This is a genomic window from Thermodesulfovibrio yellowstonii DSM 11347 (assembly GCF_000020985.1).
Classification (GTDB): domain Bacteria; phylum Nitrospirota; class Thermodesulfovibrionia; order Thermodesulfovibrionales; family Thermodesulfovibrionaceae; genus Thermodesulfovibrio; species Thermodesulfovibrio yellowstonii.
Window position 1 is genome coordinate 390,970 of sequence record NC_011296.1, and the last position, 17,199, is coordinate 408,168.

At 30.9% G+C, this 17,199-nt stretch carries 21 protein-coding genes; all 21 read right to left on the reverse strand.

The genetic code is table 11. The annotated features are described in order from the left end of the window. Positions 1–7: 7 nt before the first annotated feature. The gene (gene rpoZ / locus THEYE_RS02005; protein ID WP_012545675.1) at positions 8–424 is read right to left on the reverse strand and encodes a DNA-directed RNA polymerase subunit omega; all 417 of its coding nucleotides are present in this window, start codon (positions 422–424) and stop codon (positions 8–10) included. 13 nt (positions 425–437) lie between these two features. Further along, the gene (gene gmk, locus THEYE_RS02010) at positions 438–1,052 is read right to left on the reverse strand and encodes a guanylate kinase (protein ID WP_012546551.1); all 615 of its coding nucleotides are present in this window, start codon (positions 1,050–1,052) and stop codon (positions 438–440) included. Next, on the reverse strand, positions 1,039–1,302 hold the full coding sequence (locus THEYE_RS02015) for an extracellular matrix/biofilm biosynthesis regulator RemA family protein (RefSeq protein WP_164924889.1): 264 nt from the start codon (positions 1,300–1,302) through the stop codon (positions 1,039–1,041). The genes gmk and THEYE_RS02015 overlap by 14 nt, the downstream gene beginning before the upstream one ends. Continuing rightward, a complete protein-coding gene (locus THEYE_RS02020) occupies positions 1,299–2,150 on the reverse strand; it encodes a YicC/YloC family endoribonuclease (RefSeq protein ID WP_012546368.1) in 852 nt (283 codons plus the stop codon). Before THEYE_RS02020 ends, THEYE_RS02015 begins: the two co-directional genes overlap by 4 nt. Next, positions 2,147–2,410 carry a DUF167 domain-containing protein gene (locus tag THEYE_RS02025; RefSeq protein WP_012545279.1) on the reverse strand — a complete coding sequence of 88 codons (264 nt, stop codon included), beginning with the start codon at positions 2,408–2,410 and terminating at the stop codon, positions 2,147–2,149. Before THEYE_RS02025 ends, THEYE_RS02020 begins: the two co-directional genes overlap by 4 nt. Next, positions 2,385–3,269 (reverse strand): phosphatase PAP2 family protein, encoded by an 885-nt coding sequence (locus THEYE_RS02030; RefSeq protein WP_012546183.1) that lies wholly within the window; start codon positions 3,267–3,269, stop codon positions 2,385–2,387. Before THEYE_RS02030 ends, THEYE_RS02025 begins: the two co-directional genes overlap by 26 nt. Continuing rightward, positions 3,269–3,715 carry a YacP-like NYN domain-containing protein gene (locus tag THEYE_RS02035; protein ID WP_012544998.1) on the reverse strand — a complete coding sequence of 149 codons (447 nt, stop codon included), beginning with the start codon at positions 3,713–3,715 and terminating at the stop codon, positions 3,269–3,271. The genes THEYE_RS02030 and THEYE_RS02035 overlap by 1 nt, the downstream gene beginning before the upstream one ends. A gap of 456 nt (positions 3,716–4,171) precedes the next feature. Further along, on the reverse strand, positions 4,172–5,011 hold the full coding sequence (locus tag THEYE_RS02040; protein WP_012545859.1) for an FkbM family methyltransferase: 840 nt from the start codon (positions 5,009–5,011) through the stop codon (positions 4,172–4,174). Positions 5,012–5,016: 5 nt separating this feature from the next. Then, positions 5,017–5,718 (reverse strand): polyprenol monophosphomannose synthase, encoded by a 702-nt coding sequence (locus THEYE_RS02045; RefSeq protein ID WP_164924890.1) that lies wholly within the window; start codon positions 5,716–5,718, stop codon positions 5,017–5,019. Continuing rightward, on the reverse strand, positions 5,718–6,746 hold the full coding sequence (locus THEYE_RS02050; RefSeq protein WP_012545786.1) for a glycosyltransferase family 9 protein: 1,029 nt from the start codon (positions 6,744–6,746) through the stop codon (positions 5,718–5,720). Before THEYE_RS02050 ends, THEYE_RS02045 begins: the two co-directional genes overlap by 1 nt. A 3-nt stretch (positions 6,747–6,749) precedes the next feature. Next, the gene (locus THEYE_RS02055; RefSeq protein ID WP_012546100.1) at positions 6,750–7,364 is read right to left on the reverse strand and encodes a hypothetical protein; all 615 of its coding nucleotides are present in this window, start codon (positions 7,362–7,364) and stop codon (positions 6,750–6,752) included. Continuing rightward, positions 7,351–9,240: a glycosyltransferase family 117 protein gene (locus tag THEYE_RS02060; RefSeq protein ID WP_012546208.1), complete on the reverse strand. Its 1,890-nt coding sequence runs from the start codon at positions 9,238–9,240 to the stop codon at positions 7,351–7,353. Before THEYE_RS02060 ends, THEYE_RS02055 begins: the two co-directional genes overlap by 14 nt. A 71-nt stretch (positions 9,241–9,311) precedes the next feature. Further along, the gene (locus THEYE_RS10540; RefSeq protein WP_012545328.1) at positions 9,312–9,746 is read right to left on the reverse strand and encodes a prepilin-type N-terminal cleavage/methylation domain-containing protein; all 435 of its coding nucleotides are present in this window, start codon (positions 9,744–9,746) and stop codon (positions 9,312–9,314) included. Positions 9,747–10,138: 392 nt separating this feature from the next. Continuing rightward, positions 10,139–10,969 carry a sensor histidine kinase gene (locus tag THEYE_RS02070; protein ID WP_012545967.1) on the reverse strand — a complete coding sequence of 277 codons (831 nt, stop codon included), beginning with the start codon at positions 10,967–10,969 and terminating at the stop codon, positions 10,139–10,141. Continuing rightward, complete coding sequence (locus tag THEYE_RS02075) at positions 10,966–11,610, reverse strand: response regulator transcription factor (RefSeq protein ID WP_012545121.1); 645 nt, start codon at positions 11,608–11,610, stop codon at positions 10,966–10,968. Before THEYE_RS02075 ends, THEYE_RS02070 begins: the two co-directional genes overlap by 4 nt. After that, positions 11,610–13,601 carry a type IV pilus secretin PilQ gene (gene pilQ, locus THEYE_RS02080; protein WP_012546882.1) on the reverse strand — a complete coding sequence of 664 codons (1,992 nt, stop codon included), beginning with the start codon at positions 13,599–13,601 and terminating at the stop codon, positions 11,610–11,612. Before pilQ ends, THEYE_RS02075 begins: the two co-directional genes overlap by 1 nt. After that, on the reverse strand, positions 13,598–14,080 hold the full coding sequence (locus tag THEYE_RS02085) for a pilus assembly protein PilP (RefSeq protein ID WP_012545649.1): 483 nt from the start codon (positions 14,078–14,080) through the stop codon (positions 13,598–13,600). Before THEYE_RS02085 ends, pilQ begins: the two co-directional genes overlap by 4 nt. Continuing rightward, a complete protein-coding gene (locus tag THEYE_RS02090) occupies positions 14,077–14,664 on the reverse strand; it encodes a type IV pilus inner membrane component PilO (RefSeq protein WP_012546057.1) in 588 nt (195 codons plus the stop codon). The genes THEYE_RS02085 and THEYE_RS02090 overlap by 4 nt, the downstream gene beginning before the upstream one ends. A 2-nt stretch (positions 14,665–14,666) precedes the next feature. Then, positions 14,667–15,221: a PilN domain-containing protein gene (locus THEYE_RS02095; RefSeq protein ID WP_012545919.1), complete on the reverse strand. Its 555-nt coding sequence runs from the start codon at positions 15,219–15,221 to the stop codon at positions 14,667–14,669. Next, complete coding sequence (gene pilM, locus THEYE_RS02100) at positions 15,218–16,156, reverse strand: type IV pilus biogenesis protein PilM (protein ID WP_012546294.1); 939 nt, start codon at positions 16,154–16,156, stop codon at positions 15,218–15,220. Before pilM ends, THEYE_RS02095 begins: the two co-directional genes overlap by 4 nt. Positions 16,157–16,177: 21 nt before the next feature. Then, positions 16,178–17,005, reverse strand: a complete 828-nt coding sequence (gene aroE, locus THEYE_RS02105) for a shikimate dehydrogenase (RefSeq protein WP_012544907.1) — start codon at positions 17,003–17,005, stop codon at positions 16,178–16,180. Positions 17,006–17,199: the final 194 nt, after the last annotated feature.

Here is a 17,199-nt window from a genome sequence, read left to right on the forward strand (position 1 = left end):
AAATTTTTTATTCCTGTTCATTAGAAGAATTGCTTTCACCTTCTGTAAACAGGTCCTCAAGCATTTTTTCAGCTGATTCTTTTCCGTGTAAATAAACTTTAAGGTCTTTTTCAAGTTCACTGAGATCAGGAATTGCTTTTCTTTTATCTTCAAGAAGTTTTTTAACATCAATCTGATCAATCTTTTCTTTAGCTTTCACTGCCTCTTCGCCTGTAATATAATCTATTTTATTTGACAAAATCTCAAGCAGGGCTGTTGTTGTAACTTTTTTACCCTTTTTGTCTATTTTTGCTGTTGCCCCAAGAGAAAGTTCAGCTGCCCTCTGAGCTGCAATAAGTGCCAGCCGATATCTTGATTCAATTTTTGTTCTGTCCAGTTCTATTGGTAGAGAAATAATATCAAGACTTTGTTCTTTTTTCTTCATCTTATTTTCCTCCTTATTTTTTGAAAATTTCATCTATTTTATTGTGTTCTATTCTTTTTGTTTTCAATCTTTCTGCATAAATTATACAGAGTAAGTCATTTAAAGCCCTTTCAATACTATCATTTATCACGACATAGTCATAAAATTTATATTGAGAAATTTCTTGAGATGCTTTGCTCAATCTTTTGTCTATTATATCTTTATCCTCATTTCTTAGTAAAAGTCTTTTTTCTAACTCCTTTAGAGAAGGTGGAAGAATAAAAATTAAAACACTATCAGGATAAAGCTTTCTTATATTTTTTGCTCCCTGTGTATCAATGTCAAGCAATATATCATATCCGTTTTTGATTAAATCAAATATAACTTTTTTTGAAGTTCCATAAAAATTTCCATAAACCTCTGCCCATTCAATAAACTCGTCATTGACTATCATTTTTTCAAAGTTTTTTTTATCTACAAAAAAATAATCAACTCCATTCTTCTCATAAGGTCTCGGTTGCCTTGTTGTATGGGAAATACTCATTTTTAAATCTGGTAATATTTTAAGTAATCTCTCACACAATGTTGTTTTCCCAGTTCCTGAAGGAGCAGATATAACGAAAATAATTCCCTTTTTATAAATCTCCATCTTCTACTCTGTTTATTTCATTTATTCTCTGCAAAATAGTTTCAACTTGAAGGGCGCTTAATATTATATGGTCACTATCAGTAATTATAATTGAACGAGTTTTTCTCCCTTCAGTTGCGTCAATGAGTTTTCCTCTTTTCCTTGCTTCATCTTTCATCCTTTTCATGGGAGATGAGCCAGGATTAACCACTGCAATAATTCTTGATAAAGATACTATATTACCAAATCCTATATTTACAAGCATGACTATTGAATATTCTGGATTTGTTCTTTCAGTCTTTCAGTTTGTGTTTTTATATCAATAGCAAGGGTTTTTACTTGAAAATCTTCAGTTTTTGCCATTACTGTATTGATTTCTCTATTTATTTCCTGAAGTAAAAAATCCAATTTTTTCCCAACCATTCCACCCTCTAAAATATTTTCTCTAAATTGAGTAATATGACTGCGAAGTCTGTCAACTTCTTCTTTTATATCTATTTTCTGAGCATATAAGATAATTTGTTCTAACACTCTCTTTTCATCCAGATTATTTTCCGCTATTATTTCTTTTACCCTGTTTTTTAAGGAATTAATATAGGTATTATAACTTACATCCACCATATTTTCTAAATCTTTAATCTTATTCTCAAGATTGTTGGTAATTTCTATCAGAGATTGTTTTATTATCTCACCCTCTCTTTTTCTCATTTCATGAAGTGATTCAAGAGCTTCTGATACAGCAAGCATTAGGGTATTTATATCAGGTTCCTCTTCTTCATATATAAAAAGTTCTTTAAAATTTGAAAACATTGAAATATCAATTGAACCAAGAATGCTCAACTCTTTTTTTAAATCAATAAATGCTGAGTATAGCTGCTTTGCAAGATTTTTATTGAGGTAAACCTTTCCTGTTTTTTCTTTCTGATTAATTGATACAATAACATCTATTTTACCTTTATAAAATTTTTGTTTTATGAGATTTCTTATTTCAATTTCATGGCTTGCGAGTATTTGAGGCAGTTTTAAATTTATTTCAAGAAATCTATGATTTAGAGATTTTGCCTCAACTCTGAATATTCCTTTTTCAGAAAATCCATAACCTGTAAGACTTTCTATCAAACCAGTTCTCCTTTTAGTTTAATAATTTTGTGTTTTGATGTTTTCCCCTTTATTATTTCAATCCTTGATTTAGGAATATTTAATATTTCAGAAAGCATCTCAATAAGCTCTTTATTAGCCAGTCCATCATGAGGTTGAGCTGCAAGTCTTAATTTTAGAGTATTTCCTTCAATCCCTCCTATTCCAGTAATTTTTGCCCCAGTCTTTACAAGCACTTTTAATAGGTAACCATCTTTATCTTTTGATAAAGGAATTTCCATTTCTTGTTAACCAAAAATTATAGTATAAATTACCAATAGATAAACTTACAACTGCTAAAATAATCCCACCTAAAACATCAGTAAAATAGTGATATCTGCAATAAATTGTAGAGACTATTAAAAATAAGACAGGAATAAGGCTCAACCAAAAAAGCTTTCTTGAATATTTTAACATTAAAAAAAGAACTACTAACGATATTCCAACATGTCCGCTTGGAAAGGCATCTCTTTTTATTCCTTCAAGAGAATTTAAAAAATCTTTAATTCTGTCAGCCAGAAACAATCCACTAAGATCATTATGAAACATGTGTGGGATACTATATCTTGGACCAAGAGCAGGAAATATCATATAGCCAACATAGGAAAGATAATAACAAAAAAGCACAATAAACAATGCTCTATAGAATTCCTTTTTATTTCCGTTTTTAATTAGATAAACTCCTATTAGAAAAGGAAGAATATAATACACGCAATATGAAATCTGCATTAATTCAGTAAAAAAAGGGTTTGCAATTCTTTCAAAATAAACATATGGATAAAAACCTAAAATTGAATAATCAAGCTTAAGTAGAATTTCATCAATATCTCTTGGATTTATATAAGGAGTAAGCTCGCCTACTGTGTCAAAGGCAATTAACACAGAAAAAACAGGAAGGCAAATATTTTTTATAAAAGATAAAAGAGCATTGTCTGGAATTTTAAAAAGAAAAATTTGGAATAAAACTATGGAAGCATAAAGTGTGAAAAAGTTGAAAAAGGGCAGTCTATTTGAAAAAATAAGTAATAAAAGGCACATACCAGTAAAAAATATAATATTTAACTGAAATGCTGGTTGTAGTTTTAAAAATTTTTTTACCATTATAGTTTTGATATTGCCCTTAGTATTGCTTTTTGTTTTTTTGAAAGAGTTACTCCTTTTGATTGTTCCAAATAGTATTCCTCGCCATTAAGAATATCAGAAAATATTTCAGAGTTAACTACCACGCAGTTTTCTTTCCAGCCTGTTTTTTCTATATCTCTGTCAGAAGTTATTACAATCCATGAATATTTTTCTGTTTTTAAAAGTCTTTTTATTACATCGTCAGCTTTTTCATTAGCTCCTGAATAAATTATTCTTATTCCACCCTGATATTCTATTGTTTCCCTACCATATCCTTCTTTATATCCATCAAAAACAACAGTAATATCATGTCCTTTTTTATTGTGATAGTTTATGAGTGTTTGAATAAGTTGTTGTCTGGCTTTTTTTAAATCACGATGTAAAATCCCAATGAGATTATATCCGTCAATTAAAAGCTTGCTCATTTTTTTATTTTAAATTTTACAACTATATTTTTTGAAGCTGTTTAATTATCAACTGACATTCTAAGGAGTCTCAATGACCCCGAAGAATCTCTGCCCGAGGGCTCTCCTCTTTCTTTATCATTCCGAACACCCTCAATGGGTGTGAGGAACCTCTGCCCTGTTTACCCTTGTAGGAAAAAGTGGAGGAGATTTCTTACAGACCTATCACTTTGTTCGGAACTACGCTTCTTTTCGGCGAGGCATGACACTCTTTTTCTGTCACCCCGAGCGAAAGCGAGGGGTCTACTCTTTTAGACGGAGATTCCTCGCTTCGCTCGAAATGACAAAAGAGGAACGTTCCTTGGAATGACAAGAAAAAGGCGGAATGACAGATAGAATGAGCGAAATGGCAGATAGAAGACTTAGGATGACAGTTAGAGGTGCGGAATGCAAAGTGAGCAGGCTTTTGAACAGGCTCTATTCCATATAAGCCCATATATTATATGGTGTAAGTCTCATAAAGTCTTTGAATTCAAGTGTTGATAAAAAGGAGATAGTTTTTTCATCATCAAAGGACTCTATCAATAAATGAACTTCTTCAAATTCCTTAAAAATATTTTTACCTTTGCTTAAAATTTTTCCCTCAGCACCTTCAACATCAATTTTTATTACCAAAATATCAAAAAAATTTGTAAACTCTCTTAAAAGGCTTTCTAAAGTCTGGGTTTTAACTGATATTTCTTTCCCTAAATCTTCAGTAACAAAAGTTTGCCCAGGCACTTTATCATTATGGAAGATTGAAATAGTTACTCCATCTTTGTCCCACAAAGCAATATTGTAGGTTTTAATTATATGGTTTAATTTATTAATCTGAATGTTTTTAAGTAATATTTCATAATTAAACAGACTTGCTTCAACTGACAGCACTAATAAATCATAATTTAAGAATTTCTTTGCAACTTCAATGGAATAACATCCTATATTTGCTCCAATATCAACAAATAGAACTTTTTTTCTTTTTTTAAAAAATTTTTTAAATCTCTTAAAAAGTTCTTTTCTATCAAGATATTCGTATGCAGGTGAAACAGTAATAGCATCGGTAGTTTTTGGTCTAATATAGAATATGCCGTATTTTGTAATGATAACATTGTCATTAAAAGGATAAATTAGCATATATGATTTTTTAAAAATTTTGATAAATGAGTATAAAAGTTCATAAACATAAAATTTCAATTTTGGAGTTTTAATTTGAAAAGGTAGAATAAAAATTTTATAAAAAAGATAGCTAAAATAAAACTTCCAGCTATTGTATCTCATATTGTCTATTTCCCAAATTTTAGTTTCCAGACCATTAAAGCTGCTTCGCGGACGATTCTTTTATTCATTTTTGATGAGCCGCTGTTTCGTTCATAAAAAATTATTGGTATTTCAGTAATTTTGAAATCCATTTTGTATACTCTGTAAACCATTTCTATCTGAAAGGCGTAACCATTTGACTTTATATTGTCAAGGTTTAAGGCTTCAATTACCTTTCTACTGTAACAGCGGTAACCGCTTGTTACATCAGTAAGAAAACTGAGCCCGAGTATTGTTGTTGCATACTTATTTGCAAATTTTGAAAGAAGAAGTCTCCTGAAATCCCATCCAACTACACTTATTGTCCCATGAGTGTATCTTGAACCAATGACAAGAGCATAATCTTCTTTGCATTTCTCAATAAATTTTGGAATATCAGCAGGATCATGAGATAAATCAGCGTCCATCTCAAATATATATTGATAATCTTTCTTTAAAGCCCATTTAAAACCAGTAACATAAGCTGTTCCGAGTCCGAGTTTTGCAGGTCTTTCAATAAGATTTATTCTTGTTGATTTATTCATCCATTTTTTTATTAAATTAGCTGTCCCATCCTCTGATGCATCATCTATGAAAAGCATATCAATGTTTTGTTCAAGAAGTTTGGGAATTAATTTGTCTATATTTTCTGCCTCATTGTATGTAGGCAGTATCACAAGAGTATCAATCATAATAAACTCTCCAGAGCATTTTTTACGGTTGATACATCAATATCTTTAAGGCATTTAAAATCTAATCCTGAATGGCATTTAAGAGGCTCTGGAGAATAGTAAAAACATGGCGAACAGGAAAGTTCAATACGAACAACTCTGTGTTTTACCTTCCAAGGTCTAACCCATGCAGGATTTGTTGGTCCAAAAATGGCAACAGTTGGAATTCCTAAAGCAGAAGCAATATGCATTAGCCCTGAATCATTTGAAATAAATGCATTCAGATGAGTAATTATTGATGCAACCTCACGAATAGGTTTATTTTGAATGATAATTACGTTACCATATTTTGCATTATTAAATATAAATTCATTTTCCTGTTTTTCTTCCTCTGTGCCAAAGATGAAAAAATCAATATCTGGTAGACTATTTATAAGTTCTAAAAATTTTTCTTCTGACCATCTTCTCTGTTTATGTCCTTTAAATCTACTTGTTCCCGTATGAATACCAATCTTAACTGCTTTTTTAGATAAAACCTTAACCAGTTGCTCTCCTTGCTTAATTTCTTTTTCATCAAGATAAATCCTCATTTCTGGAGATTTATCTGTTTTTATTCCCAGAAACTCAAGTAGCCTTAAATTTTCTTCAACATTATGAAGTGTCATGTCTTCTTTTAATGTTTGATTTTTTAGAAAATTAAGTTCCATAAAATCTCTTTTAAAATATCTGTGTCCTATTCTATATTTTGCTCCTGTAAGAAGACTCAAAATATTATACTGTTTTCTGTTTGAAGGATAAAAATTGATTGAGCAATCAAATTTTTCTAAAGAAAAAATAAATTTTAAGGATTTTAAAATTCCTCGTTCAAAAAATGGGAAATAAATGAGTTCATCAATATAGGGATTGTTTTTAAGAACTTCATAGGTACCTTTGAACATACATATATTTACAATTCTGCAATCAAGGTTTTTTTTCAGAACCTCAATTGCCGGAGTTGTCATCAGAGTATCACCAATTCCATATAAAGGTAAAATAAGGATTTTCATGGCTTACGCAATATAAAGTCCTATAATCCATAAGCTGAAAAACAGGACAAAACTCACAAATCCGATTAGCAGATATTTTTTATTTAGTGGAGTATTAAATCCTTTGATTATGATCCAAAAAACAGAGCCGATCCATGCAAGAAGAGAAAAAATAGAAATTATACTCCAGAGCCCAGATGGTGAACTGTCATATTTTAAAATTTCCATATGATGATTATAAAGCCTTTGATAATCTTTTTCTGAAAAATTATTATACTTCCATTGAATCATCTGTTTTGTTTTAAGCTCTGCAATTGAAGGTTCAATGTTTTTAATCTCGTCTTTATAAGGCTGATAAAAACTTCTTATCTGATAAAGAGCACTTCTTAGGGTTTCATAACAGTAAAGCTTTTGTTCTGTATCTTTAAATTTTTCACATCTTTCAAGAATTCCCTGTATAGCTTCTTTATTGTAAGGACTTAGAGGTATATAGGATAGCAAAGCTCTTTCATAATATCTAACTGCTTTAATAGAGTTATCAGTTTTTTTTGCTTCAGAAATAAAATTTTTCTGTGTTATAAAAGCTTTTGCGCAGAATAAAAAAATTATAACAAAAAATATTATGCTAATTTTTTTCATTCTCTTTTCCAGATAAATAAAATTTATTCATTTTGTTGTATTTTTTAATAGCATTATAAATATAAAGATACTTTTCATTTTCACTGCTGATTTTTGCTTTTATATTAAATGGTGCTGTAAAATCTCCATAGCTTATTTTCTGTTCAAAGGTTATCTCGTTACCAGAAGATGTCTCATATGCTTTTGCCATGTTAACATATCCCATTGTAGAAAAGTTACATAGCAAAAGAGTAAAAACATCATCTGTTCCGTGACTAAGGCAGTCTTCATAGTTAACAAAAGGCTCAATTTTTTTCATTCTTTCCCTGAAAAATTCATCAAAATCTCTTTTATCAAATGATTTTCCCATATAAATAAAAGTGTAAAAATAAGGATAACTATCAACGACTCTGTAAATAGGATGTTTTTCTGATAAAGCAATAATTGAATAATATCTTTTTTTTCTGGTTAAATCTATCAAATCACCACCAAAAAACTCAGGGAAAAGTTCGCTGTAAAATTTATAAGGTTTGCATCCTTGAAGTGCCCATAGCATTGTTTTATAATCATCAAGAGCTATATGACATATATCTTCTCTGTATCTACCGACAAGCTTTAAATACCATGCCTGAAAGGCATGATTATCCCCATAGGTCATATAAATTGATGCAACAGGTAAAGAAGAAAAAATTTCCTTTGTATATGAATAGGGAACATAGTTTTTATGCTGGTACTGATCAGTAAGCCTATCAAAAATCATTAGTAAAGGGAACAAAATAGCAATAATAGGTACAATCTTTTTAATTAAATGGAGATTTAATCTCTCAAACATACTGTAAATGAAATATATTCCTGAACCTATTACTATACAGTAAATAGCAAATGAGGGAAGAAAGTATTGATGCCCTATCACGTATATATCATGTATATCAAGGTTTTGTAAGGAAAATGTTAGCTTTGCAAGAAAAATTGAATAGATGAAAAAAGATGTCAAAATAAACCAAAAAAGTTTTTTTGATTTTTTAAAAAGCCATATTAGTCCAAGAACAAAAAAAGGAATAGAGAATAAAGTAAAGTTTTTTTCAATAAGATAAAAATAGTTTTTGAAAGCATAGAAATATCCATAAAAATTAATAAAGCCTGATGTTGTCAAATCAATTGATGAACCACTCCCATAGCTTTTTCTTAAAAAAACCGTCAAGAAAGAACTCCAGTCAGTTACAGCTATCATATTGAAAAGCGTTTCTTTAATACCTCTTATGTAAAGATAGAGATTTATTGAAAAACCCAGAAGAAAAAATAGAAAACTCAATGGCAAATTTTTAAAAAAATTCCTAAAATAAAAAAGACTGAGAACAAAAAGAGGTACGATCATCATAAAACCTGTATGATGTGCTGAAAGCGTGATTCCAAGAATAAATGAAGCAAGAAATTGAATTTTTCTATCATATCCATTTAAAGCTGTGTTTACTCCGCAAAGAAATAAAAGCATGACAAGAAAGGAATTTAAAGTATAAAATTTTGCTACAATACTCTGACCAAAAAATGAGTAAGAAAAGGCAAGAATAATAACAGAAGTGATGGCAGCAAAATAGGCTTCACGATTCTGTTCAGAAAGCTTAAAAACAATAAAATATACAAGAAAAAGTGTAAAAATTGAAAAAAAAACTGAAATTAGCTCAACTCTGTTTCCAATATTTCCAATTGGTAAAAAACTGAATAACTTACCAAGCTGAACATAAAGTGGATAGCCTGAGGGATGAGGAGTTCCAAGTCCATATGAGGCTGTTATTAATTCTCCGCCATCACCTGTTGAAAGAACTGGTGGAAGAGAGAAAATGTAAACCGAAACAATTAAAGATAGCGTAATGAAAAGAAAAAGTTTTTTAGAATCCATTATGTTGTTTTATGTATGAATTTTATTTATTAGGATTAAAAGAGGGCAGGTTTTGCCTGCCCCTTTTTTAATTATTTAACCTCGCATTTGAATCCGCCTGCATCAACCCTACATATTGCTGTATAAGAAGTTACTCCAGCTAAAGAGCCTGTTACTGCACCTGTTGTAACAGAGCCTGTAGAATCACATGTAATACTCTCATTGCCTGTTAATATAACAGTTCCACCAGGAGTTGAGATGGAAATACCTGATTGAGAGCAATTTTTAAGACTTTCAACTGGAATTATGGAACCACTTCCTGATGCAGGATTTTCAACGCAGTATGCAGTTGCATCCATCATACATGCTCTTGCCATTGGTTCTGCATAAGAAGAAACCTTTGCTTTTTGTTGATACTTCATGTACTGAGGAATTGCGATTGATGCTAAAATTGCAATAATTGCGATAACAATAAGAAGTTCAATAAGTGTAAATCCTTTTTCGTCTCTTAAGAACAATTTTTTCATTTTTACATCCTCCTTCTTGTGAACTTCTGGCTTCCGAAGGAAGCTTTTTAAGATTTATTTATTTCTCACCTCCTTTGCTCTTTCTCCCTGTCATTCCGAGGAACACCTCTTTCTGTCATTCTGAGCAGCACCTCTTTCTGTCATTCCGAACGGAGCGAAGCGGAGTGAGGAATCTCCTCCTTTTTCTATAACAGAAAAGGTCAGAGATTCCTCGCACCCATTGAGGGTGCTCGGAATGACAGAAAAACACAGCCCTCGGCTTGACTCTTTTGAGTCAGAGATTCTGAGAGGTCATTGAAACCCCTCAGAATGACATTTTAAATAGATAATCTCATAAAAATATAAATAATTTACTAAAATATAAATAAAAATCCAATTAAATGTTGTGAAAATTATGTGAATTTTACTACTGCTATAAAATTATCTCCTTTTGCTCTGCATTTAAGTTTAAGTCCTTGCTTTTTTGCAAGGGCTTCTGTAATTTTCAATCCTACTCCAGAACCCTTTTGTTCCTGTGCAATGTTGTTTCTGATTGCAAGTAAATTTTTTGATAGTCTTATATGAATTTTCCCATTAGAATATTTAATGGCATTTTCCAGCAGTGAAAAAATAATATTCTCAATAATCTGTCGGTTTGCGGAGATATAAGTATCTTGCAAGTTCAATATTAATCTTGTATTATTTATATCAAATATTGAAATATTTTTCTCTATTATTGTCTTCAAATTAATTTTCTCCTTATTAAGTGAAAACTCTTTAAAGCGGCTTATGGTTTCCAGAATTTTGTAAAAATCCTTCTGAATGTAATTATAGCTTGTTTCTAATCTTTGAAGAGCTCTTTCGTCATGTCGGATTTTCAAAATTTCTATATTACCCTGTTGAGTAGCAAGAAAATTACCAAACTTATGAGAAATAGTCAAAAGAATTAATTCTAAAAAATCTCTATAATCTCTTTCTTGTCTAAGCATTCTGTCAATGATTTTATAAAGAATTAACATTAAACTTAAAACAAGTAAAAATTCACGTAATAAAACATCTTTTACATATTCCTGGAATTTTTTTTCTATAAATTCTTTTCTTTTCAATTCCTTTTTATCAAATGTCTGAAAAATATAATCTTCTTTGGCACTATCAAAAAAGTTTATTACTACCGTATTCAAATAAAAGAGGATTACTCCCATAATTAATGAAAAAACAATAATTATCTTAATCTGAAACTTCAACTCAGTTTATATCCCCTTCCTGGATAAGTTATTATACTGTCTGATGGCAATACTTTTCTCAATTCTTTAATATATGCTCTCACAATTTCATCTCCCACATCCTTGTCAGGCCATATGTAGTTTAAAATTGTTTCTGTATCAACAATTTCACCTCTTTTCTTTAAAAGAAGAATAAAAACTTCCCATGCTTTTTTTGATAATTTTATCTCATTATTTCCTTTATGAATTGTTTTAGCATCAAGATTTACAATAAGTTCTCCTAAGTTAATGATGTTTCCGATATGTTTCCTTCTGCTTAAAGCCTTAAGCCTGAGGACAAACTCTTTGAATTCAAAAGGCTTTGTAAGATAGTCATCAGCACCTCTTAAAAAACATGTCTCTTTATCATCTATGCTTTTTTTGGCAGTAGTAACCAGAATTGGGGTTTCAATGCCTGCTTTTCTTAATGCAGCAATTATTTCTTCGCCAGATGTAAATTTAAGTATCAGGTCTATAACTATTACATCAAACTCGTATTTTTTGATTGTTTTAGGAAGTTGTCTTTCATCATAAAGCCATACTGTTTCTATAGCTTCTATTTTGAGATAATCTTTTAGTGTTTCTCCCAAAATTCTATCATCTTCTATGAGAAGAATCCGCATTACTCATACTTTAAAATTCTTGGAGTCACAAAAATCATAACTTCGTAAAGTGTTTCATCTCTGCCACGACTTTTAAACAGTTCACCAAGCAAAGGAACATCTCCAAGTCCTGGAACCTTAGATTCTGTCAAGCTGTCAGTCTTTTTATATATGCCTCCTATAACAAGAGTTTCACCATCTTTTAAAGAAACCTTTGTATTTCCTTCTATTTTTGTGGTTCTCGGAGCATAAACTCCACCTATATTTACAAATTCCACAAGGTCTTCTTTGATAACACTTACATCAAGAAGCATTGATTTATCATCAATAAGATGAGGCGTTGCCTCAACTGTTATTGCAACATCTTTAAACTTGGTTGATATTTGTCCGCTTTGAACATCTTTTTCTCCGTAAGGAATACTTGCTCCCTGAACTATTTTTGCTTTCTGATTATCAAGAGTAATAACCTTTGGATTTGATATAACTTTACCCTTTCCTGATTGTTGAAGTGCTGAAATCCTTAAATCAAGTGCAATTGTTTGACTTGGATTAAGATATCCGATTGTAAATGCAGTTGTTGGCGAAGTTACATTCCCTGTTGAAGCAGGTAGATTTATTGCTAATGGTGCAGTTCCTCCTGGAACACTGCTTGCTGAACTACCTGCTGCTGCTCCTACAGAGCCAACTATCGTTGTTCTTGTGCCCGGAGGATACCACTGAATACCCCATTCAAACCCAAGACTTTTTGAAAAGCTGCTTGACATTTCTATAATTCTTGCTTCAAGAAGTATCTGCCTTGTTGGTTTATCAAGGTCTGCTACAAGCCTTGCAATATGCCCTAAAACAGAAGGAATATCTCTAATGATTACTGTTCTTGTTCTTTCATCAGTTGATATTGTTCCTTTTGGGGATAGAATTTTTGCTGCTTCTATTGTCCCTTTTACCTTATCAACAGAAGCGTACTTCAAAACAAATATGCGAATTTGTTCATCTTCTGCTTTTTTGAAAAGATCTTTTGTCTCTGCTTCAAGTTTTTTTTCTTCCTGAAAAATTTTAACAGGAGCAATTCTTATTATATTTCCTTCAAATGTTTTTTCAAGTTGAAAGGTTTTACATATGACATCAACTGCCTGTTGCCATGGAACATTTATTAGCTTTAATGTTACCTTACCTTTTACATCAGGATGGATGACAATATTGTATCCACCTATGTCTCCAAGAAGTCTGAAAACCCCTACAATATCAGCATCTTGAAGGTCAAGTGAAATAGTCTTTTCTTCATTACCAGCCTTTGGCAGAGAGGTTTCTATGGATTTAGTTTCTTGTGATTCAACTATTTTAGTTTCTTTAACTTTTTTCATATCAAGAATTATTTCATCTCCGAGATAAACAGGCTCAACATCAAATTCTTTCCCGTAAAAGAAGCTCAATATGAGTTCGTCTCCCTGCCTTTTTATAGAAACAGGAATGTCTTCTGATGGTTCTGTATCCAGATTTATACCCTGAAAACCAACATTAATGTAACCATCAATCTTGGTTATAGAAGGCTCTGGAAGTTCGCCATCTCCCTGAATTGATATCTCAAAACCTTCCTCTGTTTCATCAACTGTTATTTCAATAATCTTTTTCGCCTTCATCTGTTGAGATATTGAATCAGACGGAGAACTAAAAGAAATGATCAAAATATTGTTTTCCATTTTTATTTCAGGCTTAGCAGGTTCAACCAAAAGCATATCTACAATAGTGGTATCTCCATAAGCTTGAGCTGAGATCTCACTTACAATTCCTTCTCTGAAAAACATTTTTTTATCTAAAATTCCAGGATTTGTGTTTTTAAACTCTACTTTTATCTTAAAGGGATCTTCCTGAGGAATTACTTTATATTCTGTTTTTTCTGTAAGTTGTATTTTTAGAATATCTCCTTCAGGAATTATCGCTTTAATCTCACCAGCTATTAAATTTGATGCAAAAAAAAGTATAAAAATTAAGATAAAAACAATTTTATTTATCATTTCTCTTCCTCCGCTCCAAGCTTTAAATATTTAAGCTTTCTATTATCTTCTTTAATCTCAACACCATCTTTTAGAATCCTGATTACTTTACCTCCACTAAACCCTATTCTATCATTTTCTCTTACGATATAGAACCTTCCATCAGGTGCCTGAATAAGTGCAAGACTACCTTTTTTATCCTTTGCAACTCCTGTGAGCTTAAGTTCTTCTATGTCATAACTTTCAAGAGGAGAAGCCCCTTTTTTCCGCTCCTCTCTTTTTACGATTAATGGTGCAAAGGGATCTCTTAATTTTTGAGCATCATAGGAATATGTAGGGAATGTAATTTCTTGTAAATTTGTTTGGATTGATTGTTTTTTTACAGATTGTTGGACTATTTCTTCATGTTTTAAGGTGTTATTAAATAGATAAATTACTAACAGTAAAACTATGAATAATGTAACTATTCCGATAAATAAAATATTTTTTCTATTCATCATTTTTTCTTCTGTTGTATTTTCTTCTTTTCTTCTTCTGGTATCAATGAGTATGTTACAGCAATCAAGTTCATATTAAGCATTGTTGGATCCTTATCACCTTTTTTAATTTCCATCTTTTTTATGTTGATTATTCTTTCTATTTTTGTAATATCAGCGAAAAATGTTCCAAATGTATGATATTTACCACGCATTAACACTTCTACAGGAATTTCATAAACTTCATTTGATGAATGTGGCTTTTTATCTTTTGGTTTCCATGAAGTTACAACTAATCCTTTTTGAAGTCCTATCTCAGAAACTTTCTTTAATACATCAGAAACTTCTGTTTCCTTAGGAAGAAGATTTGCAAGAAACTCCATCTTTTTCTGAAGTTGTTCATTTAAAGCTTTCAATTCTTCATACTTGTTAACTACCATATTTGCTTTTTCTATCTCTTCTTTTAAACTATTTTTTTCTTTTTTTAATTTATCAATAGCTTCCAGATTTGGTAATAAATAAACAGAACTGAAAAGAATAAAAAGAACAAGACATGGAATCACCATTAAAAGAATTCTGTTAGTTTTTGAAAGGTTTTCCCAGTTCATTTTTACACCTTTAGCTTAAATTTTATAATAAATTTATATACTGCCTGTTTTTCAAACTCAGTTTGCTGAGATTCTACAAGATAGACATCCTGTAACTCTGGTGTTGCTTTAAGATTGTCAACAAATGCAACTACATTTAAGTTTGAAAATCCTATGCCTTCAACTGTAACTGCCTCATCAAACTGTAATCCTGTAAGCCATACTCCATCAGGAAGTTTTTTTACAATAGTGCTGAGAATACTAACAGGTGCTGATTGCATTTTTTTCAAACTTTCAATTAATTTTGTTTTTGCTTCTATATCTTTATTCATTGCTTCAAATTTTTTAACCTCGGCAATTTTTTTCTGTAGCCCTGAAAGCACTTTTTTCTGGCTTTCTATATCTTTTTGATATTCTGATTTTATATACTCACAATAAGCAAAAATAACCATCAGAATCACCAATGTTATTCCTGCTGGAATTATAAACTTTTTAACAACTTCCCAAGATAGTGTGACTTGGAACTTTTTGCCTGTTTTTTTTACCTCTTTTTTGGGTAAAAGATTTATTTTAATCACTTTATCTTCTCCGTTCCTCTCAGAGATAAACCTATTGATATAGAGGCAATGTTTACATATTTATGCATTTTGGATGAGATTTTTTTATTAATCTTGATTTTTTTGAAAGGATTAAATATAAAAATTTCCTGCTCCAGCCTTTCCTCAATTGATGAAATAAAAAAAGGAGAAATTACAGGAAATCCTGTAAGATATATCTTTTTTACAGATTCTTCGGACATAAAAGCCTTGAAATACTCAATCTGTCTATAAATTTCTGCAGAAACTTCATCTGCGAAGTTTCTTATTTCTTCATCGTGAGCTTCATTTATATTAATATTTAAAGCAATAGTGCTATCTCTAATATAAATAGGCTTATTTTTCTTTGCGATAGCAAAGTTAATAACATTTTCTCCTATGTTAATAACTGCGACAGTATCAACATCGCTATAATTTACCTCGTATATATTGTAAAGAGCTAAAGCTCCAATATCTATAGCTACCAGTGTAATGCCTGCTCTTTCAAAAATATTGACATATTCATCCACTATTTGTTTGTTAGCGACTGCTACAAGCAGTTCTGCTGAATTTCTATTTTTTGATTGTTCAAGTATATGAAAATCATAATATACTTCTTTCACGCTAAAAGGAATGTATTTATCAAGTTCTAAGGGAAGATTTAAAGCAATTTCATCTTTATTTATGTAAGGAACTTGGAGTATTTTTACAGCTGTATATGTGGGTCCTGAAATTGCTAATGCTACTTTGAGATCCTTTATATTAAACTTAGGAGGAATTTTTAAAAGAGTTTTTATAAGAGTATCACTATCAACAATGCCTTCTGAACCGAATACGCCATTTGGAAGTTCAAATATCTCCCATTGAACAAGCTCATATTTCTTGCTCATCTGAGCTATTCTAATAGAAGAAGGCTCTATTTCTATCCCAAGAACCATTTTATGTTTTGTAGCAAAAAATTAATCTTTTGTCAATAGTTTATTCAAAGTTTTTTTCATAATTTCAATAGGAGCTTCAACTTCAGTCCATATTTTAAAGGCAAATGCAGCCTGCCACAGAAGCATTCCAATCCCTCCAACAACCTTGCATCCGATTCGTTCCGCTTCTCTCATCAAAGGTGTTTCAGGATAAACAATATCACAATAAACATGTTCAGGTTTTATTAATTCAGGATTTAAAGGCATAGGGTCATCCTTTTTTAAACCAAGTGATGTGGCATTTACTATAACATCTATTTTTTCAGTAACTGATTTATCCATTTCCACAATTTCAATAAAACCAAATTTTTTAAACTTTTCTTTTATTGCCAATGCGTTAGATGGCGTTCTATTGTAAATATAAACTTTTCCACCTTCTTTTAAAATCCCGTAAACTATGGCTTTTGCAGCCCCACCTGCTCCCAGAATTAAAAAGTTCTTATTTTTCATTGATATTCCTTCATCTTTAAGGGATAAAATAAAGCCGTTTACATCTGTATTAAATCCTTTTAATATTCCTTCATTATTTAAAATTGTATTGACTGCACCGATATTTTTAACTTCATCTGAAAGCTCATCAATGTATTGGATTACTGTCTCTTTGTGAGGAACTGTAATATTAACACCCCTTATATTCAGAGCTCTTATAGCTTCCACAGCTTCTTTTAGTTTGTCTTTTTTTACATTAAAGGCTACATAACAATAATCAAGTCCAAGATATGAAAAAGCTTCATTATGTATTAAAGGAGAAAGTGTATGTTCTATAGGATCACCGAATATTCCTATTATTTTTGTTTTTCCTGTAATCACGGAATTTATTCTATCAGATAAATCAATTTAATCTCAATTTGTTATAATTATGAGGATAAAAATACGAAGCTGTTTAATAATAAAGAGAGTTTAAACTGTTGTTCTGAGAGACGAGACTCTGAGGAACTTGGACTTAAAGAGTTATCCTGAGGGATTATCTCCTTAAAAAAGTGGAGGAGATTCTTCGTCGCTTA

Coding starts and splice junctions, on each gene's coding strand:
- THEYE_RS02050 (WP_012545786.1), bottom strand. CDS start 6,746: ATGAAAATCCTTATTTTACCTTTATATGGAATTGGTGATACTCTGATG.
- THEYE_RS10540 (WP_012545328.1), bottom strand. CDS start 9,746: ATGAAAAAATTGTTCTTAAGAGACGAAAAAGGATTTACACTTATTGAA.
- THEYE_RS02030 (WP_012546183.1), bottom strand. CDS start 3,269: ATGGTAAAAAAATTTTTAAAACTACAACCAGCATTTCAGTTAAATATT.
- THEYE_RS02075 (WP_012545121.1), bottom strand. CDS start 11,610: ATGCGGATTCTTCTCATAGAAGATGATAGAATTTTGGGAGAAACACTA.
- THEYE_RS02085 (WP_012545649.1), bottom strand. CDS start 14,080: ATGATGAATAGAAAAAATATTTTATTTATCGGAATAGTTACATTATTC.
- pilQ (WP_012546882.1), bottom strand. CDS start 13,601: ATGATAAATAAAATTGTTTTTATCTTAATTTTTATACTTTTTTTTGCA.
- THEYE_RS02035 (WP_012544998.1), bottom strand. CDS start 3,715: ATGAGCAAGCTTTTAATTGACGGATATAATCTCATTGGGATTTTACAT.
- THEYE_RS02055 (WP_012546100.1), bottom strand. CDS start 7,364: ATGAAAAAAATTAGCATAATATTTTTTGTTATAATTTTTTTATTCTGC.
- THEYE_RS02040 (WP_012545859.1), bottom strand. CDS start 5,011: ATGAGATACAATAGCTGGAAGTTTTATTTTAGCTATCTTTTTTATAAA.
- THEYE_RS02025 (WP_012545279.1), bottom strand. CDS start 2,410: ATGGAAATTCCTTTATCAAAAGATAAAGATGGTTACCTATTAAAAGTG.
- rpoZ (WP_012545675.1), bottom strand. CDS start 424: ATGAAGAAAAAAGAACAAAGTCTTGATATTATTTCTCTACCAATAGAA.
- THEYE_RS02060 (WP_012546208.1), bottom strand. CDS start 9,240: ATGGATTCTAAAAAACTTTTTCTTTTCATTACGCTATCTTTAATTGTT.
- gmk (WP_012546551.1), bottom strand. CDS start 1,052: ATGGAGATTTATAAAAAGGGAATTATTTTCGTTATATCTGCTCCTTCA.
- THEYE_RS02090 (WP_012546057.1), bottom strand. CDS start 14,664: ATGAACTGGGAAAACCTTTCAAAAACTAACAGAATTCTTTTAATGGTG.
- pilM (WP_012546294.1), bottom strand. CDS start 16,156: ATGGTTCTTGGGATAGAAATAGAGCCTTCTTCTATTAGAATAGCTCAG.